This is a genomic window from Streptomyces scabichelini (assembly GCF_011045015.1).
Taxonomy (GTDB): Bacteria; Actinomycetota; Actinomycetes; order Streptomycetales; family Streptomycetaceae; genus Streptomyces; species Streptomyces scabichelini.
Genome location: NZ_JAAKZY010000386.1, coordinates 1 through 4,392, shown reverse-complemented (window position 1 = coordinate 4,392; position 4,392 = coordinate 1). Strand labels below are relative to the sequence as shown.

5 protein-coding genes are annotated in these 4,392 nt (G+C 69.5%); 2 read left to right on the top strand and 3 right to left on the bottom strand.

All coding sequences use genetic code 11. The features are described from left to right. Nucleotides 1-32 precede the first annotated feature (32 nt). On the bottom strand, nt 33-791 hold the full coding sequence (locus tag G5C60_RS49630; protein WP_165270731.1) for a class I SAM-dependent methyltransferase: 759 nt from the start codon (nt 789-791) through the stop codon (nt 33-35). A 95-nt stretch (nt 792-886) separates the two neighbouring features. On the opposite strand from G5C60_RS49630, the gene G5C60_RS49625 reads away from it, so the two are divergent. Further along, complete coding sequence (locus G5C60_RS49625; protein ID WP_165270729.1) at nt 887-1,516, top strand: ABATE domain-containing protein; 630 nt, start codon at nt 887-889, stop codon at nt 1,514-1,516. On the opposite strand, the gene sodX is transcribed toward G5C60_RS49625, so the two are convergent. Both sodX and G5C60_RS49615 read right to left on the bottom strand, forming a co-directional pair. Beyond that, nucleotides 1,420-1,854 (bottom strand): nickel-type superoxide dismutase maturation protease, encoded by a 435-nt coding sequence (gene sodX, locus G5C60_RS49620; RefSeq protein WP_165270733.1) that lies wholly within the window; start codon nt 1,852-1,854, stop codon nt 1,420-1,422. The genes G5C60_RS49625 and sodX overlap by 97 nt on opposite strands. Nucleotides 1,855-1,904: 50 nt before the next feature. Beyond that, the gene (locus G5C60_RS49615) at nt 1,905-3,539 is read right to left on the bottom strand and encodes a transposase (protein WP_338146153.1); all 1,635 of its coding nucleotides are present in this window, start codon (nt 3,537-3,539) and stop codon (nt 1,905-1,907) included. Between the two features lie 333 nt (nt 3,540-3,872). Between G5C60_RS49615 and sodN the strand changes: the two genes are divergently transcribed. Beyond that, the gene (gene sodN / locus G5C60_RS49610; RefSeq protein ID WP_165270727.1) at nt 3,873-4,268 is read left to right on the top strand and encodes a superoxide dismutase, Ni; all 396 of its coding nucleotides are present in this window, start codon (nt 3,873-3,875) and stop codon (nt 4,266-4,268) included. Nucleotides 4,269-4,392 lie beyond the last annotated feature (124 nt).

Below are 4,392 nucleotides of genomic sequence, written 5' to 3'. Positions count from 1 at the left end.
GGTCTGGGGGCGGAGCCCCCAGGGACGAAGGGCTACTTGAGGGCCAAGACCACCGCGTCCGACGGCGAGCGCCACACGGCCCGAGCCTCGGCGAAGCCCTTTTCGCGCAGCACGCGCGCGTGCCACTCGAGCGACGGGGTGTCGCCGTCGGCGTGCTCTCCGTAGATCTCGAAACGGCGGGCCGTCGGTTCGGCGAGTACCGGGTCCTGGCCGGCGAGCTGCCACCACTCGGTCCAGCCGAGCACACCGCCCGCCTTGGCCCGATTCATGCGCTCCTGCCGCTGCGCACGCTCCGCGGCGTTGATCTTCGGGGTCGACTCGTCGATCATGTGGTCCGCGTTCATGAACACACCGCCGTCGCGGACGAGTGCCGCGATCTGACCGTAGAGGGCCGCGAGGGGTTCGCTGTGCAGCCAGTGGAGGGCGGTCGCGGTGAGGACGGCGTCGTACGAGTCGTAGGGCAGCTTCGTCGTCCAGTCGGGGTCCTTCAGGTCCGCCGTGACGAACGTGACGCGCTCGTCGTCCGCGAAGGTGCCCTCGGCGATGGCCAGGAGCGCCGGGTCGAGGTCGACCCCGGTGCTGACGGCCTCCGGGAACCTTTCCAAGAGCCGGGCCGTGATACTTCCCGTACCGCACGCGAGGTCGAGTACGCGCGGTGTGGGGCCCACCAGGGCCTCGACCATGTCGAGCATGACCCGGAAGCGTTCCTCACGATCCGGGAGGTACCACTCCTGCTGCCGGTCCCAGCTCTCCTGCCAGGCATGCCAGTCGGCTCCGGTCACGGTGGTCATGGACGCCCCTCCCCTCCAGGAGTAATACCCTGGAATCACAGTCAGCCATTACTCGCTCGCACGACGACCATAGAGCGCCCTCGTAAGGACTACAAGTGGAACTGGCCTATTACTCGGACTACGCCGTACGTCTCGTCAACAGCGAGGAACCGGCCCGGGGCAAGGACTCGCTCACCTCGGTCGAGGCCGTCCGCGACCTCTTCGGGGGCAAGGAGTCGGCGGCTCGGCGCGCCACGGACGCCGACGTCACGCGCTTCAGGGGCGTACGGGCCCGGCTGCGCGCGGTGTTCGAGGCGGCCGACACGGGCGACGAGACGCTCGCCGTGGACCTGCTGAACTCACTCCTGCTGGAGTTCCCGGTGAGCCCGCAGATCTCCGGGCACGACTTCCGGGACGACGACGGCCGCCCGCTGTGGCACATGCACCTGGCGGACCACCCCTCGAACGCGACCGCCGGCTATGCCGCGATCGCCGCGATGGGCCTGGCCTTCCACCTCACCGAGTACGGCGTGGACCGCCTCGGCCTGTGCGAGGCCGCACCGTGCCGCAACGCCTACCTCGACACCTCGACGAACCGTTCCCGCCGCTACTGCTCGGACCGCTGCGCCACCCGCGCCAACGTCGCCGCCTACCGGGCCCGCAAACGCCTGGAGGCCGACCGGTCGGCGAACACCGGCCGCGCCGCCGAGAGCGCCCAGCGGGCGACCGCGAACGGCGAACGCTGACCGTCCCGGAGGGGCCGGTAACGGAACCACACCTTCCCGAGGACGAGTTCCTCGGGCACGGTCCCGTAGTCCGTGCTGTCCCCGCCCGCGTACGCGTTGTCCCCGAGCACCCACCAGCCGCCCTCGCGCCGCTCCACGGCACGCTTGACGACCAGCAGGTCCTGCTGGAACGGATGGCGCAGAACGACCACCTCACCGGGCCTGATGCGGGCCCCGTACTGCACCACGAGCCGGTCCCCGTGATACAGCGTGGGCACCATGGACGGCCCGGTCACTTCGGCCACCCCGAAAGGCAAGACAGCCCTCCCGCGCTCGGTCTCCTGCGACAGCTCCGGCATCACCGGCACCTCCCCGGTCCGATCCTCCACCAGTCTCAGTCTGACCGTTCCTAAATACCGAGCGGTAGTGAGTCCTGGTGCCAAGACTCATGCTCAGTCGCGTGCCCCGAACGGTGTTGGGCACGCTGGTCGCCCGCTTTCGCTCCACCGCCGGGCGGCGCGCATCCGGTGCGCGGTCCGGGCAGGTGGGGGCGGGGTTCCTCACGCCTTCGGGTCTCCGGTCGGGCCTGGACGGTCCGATGCCCACCACGATCGCTCTGGTCGGGGTGGGGCGGTGCCGTCCGTCGCGGGATCGGATACCCGAGAGCGCGTCGCCCGATCGCGATGCTCGCCGCATCGTGTCGGGAAATCTTGCGTCGTGGGGTGGTCAAGGGTTTCTGCCAGTACTGGGCACCCCACCGGCTGGTGTACGCCGGATCCACCGCGACGATGGCGATGTCCTGTTCGGCGGCCATCGACACCAGCCGGGCCTTGAGTTTCGCGGTGGGGAAACGGGAGAGCAGGCGGCGGAAGCGTTTGTTGCGGCCGTGCTTCTCCCGGCTTGTGCCGTCGGTGAAGTCGAGGTCCTCCAGGGCGATCGCGGCCGCCCCGCAGCGTTGGGTGTGGTGCAGCAGTCGGCTCAGCGCGTGCCGGATCTGTGCGTCCCGGTGCTCCGCGCTGCCTGAGAGGTCGTAGAAGAAGCGTTGGGGCTCGCCGACCGGATTGCCGTGCACATCCAGGTGCCAGGCGGCCAGGTGGTCGTCGTTCATGTCCACCCCCACCACGCCCCGGGCCAGGGCTGCCTCCAGCGGCAGCACCAGGGCGGTCGCGCGCTGCCAGGCGGCGGTGACATACCAGCGGCCGCGCGCCACATCGTGGTGGATGCGATAGGCCACTGCCCGGTTGGCGGTGATCCGATCCTGCCACTCCTGCCCGCGATGTTGGAACGCCACGGTCGCGTCCAGCACGTACCGGCCGTGCGGGGCGTTGGCCAGGTGGGCCAGCGCAGCCGGGAGTTTGATCGAGAGCCGTCCGGTGTCGGTGACGCGGAGGGTTTCGTTGCCGAAGCGTTTGCCGGACTCCCCGTCCGCGGCCAGGAACATCCGCTGCGCCTGCCACCGCTGGCGCCACGCCGCTTCGTCCAGCCCGGCCGCCGCCAGATGGTGGCGTGCCTGGGCGAGTTGCTTGCCGCCGCGCACCACACGCACCCGGCCCGCCACCCAGTCCGCCTCCACCGAGACGAGACGGTCCTTCAGAGCGTGCAGGCGGCGGGACTTGGCATGCCACTCGGCGCGCGAGCCGTAGCCGCGCACCAGGCCTTCCCGCTTGTTCGCCTTGGCGCCCAGCGGCCGGGCCAGCCGCGCCTCGATCGACGCGATCTGCCCCCGCAGCCAGGCCAGATGCGCGGCCTGGCCGCGCCGGGCCAGCGCCCACTGGTCGTGGGTGGCCTTGGTGATACTGCCCGCCCAGCGCGCCGACGACTTGCTGGTCAGCTCCCGCTTGCGCACCGCCCAGGAGGCGGCATCGTGCGCCCCACCCTGCCGAGACCGCCGCGCCAGATCCCCGCGGGCCAGCGATCCGAGGAACATGCCGACCTCACGCAGCACGGCCGCGTCGGTCTCCGAGACCCGCAGCCGGTCCCGGATGGCCACCCCGGCGGGGCCGGGCACCACGAACGACGCCGCCAACTCCCGCAACCTGTCCACCCGTTCACCCCCGCACGACGAAGATCCCCATCACAGCAGTCAACGAGCCCCATCCGTAAAGGTCACCCATTCGACCCAAGAACCCCAGTTCCCCTCCCGAAGAGCAGAGACCGAAACGCCACCCGTGACAGAGGAGACCCTCCCGAACGCACAGTGGACACGCGTCCGGCCCTGGCACTCACTCACAGTCATCAGGAGCCACCGCTGCTCAGTACATCGGCAGCAGTTCCCAACCCGGACTTTTGTCCTAAGCCCATGGGGGCACTCGCGAAATCCCGTCCAGCACGGAGTAATGTCCCACCTGAGAAGACGATCACGAGGAAGGACAGCTCAATGCTCTCCCGCCTGTTTGCCCCCAAGGTCAAGGTCAGCGCACACTGCGACCTGCCCTGCGGTGTGTACGACCCGGCCCAGGCCCGCATCGAGGCGGAGTCGGTGAAGGCCATCCAGGAAAAGATGGCCGGCAACGACGACCCTCACTTCCAGGCCCGGGCGACGACCATCAAGGAGCAGCGCGCCGAGCTCGCCAAGCACCACGTCTCGGTGCTGTGGAGCGACTACTTCAAGCCGCCGCACTTCGAGAAGTACCCGGAGCTCCACCAGCTGGTCAACGACACCCTCAAGGCCCTCTCCACGGCGAAGGGTTCCACGGACCCGGCGACCGGCCAGAAGGCCCTCGACTACATCGCCCAGGTCGACAAGATCTTCTGGGAGACGAAGAAGGCCTGAACCAGTGGCCACTACCAGTTCGCCATGACCGGCGGGCGGTGCACCCTCGCAGGTCGGCGTTACGTTTTTGAAGGGGCTCGGCCGGAACCCGGCCGAGTCCCTTCTGCGTCCGTCGGCCTCCGAC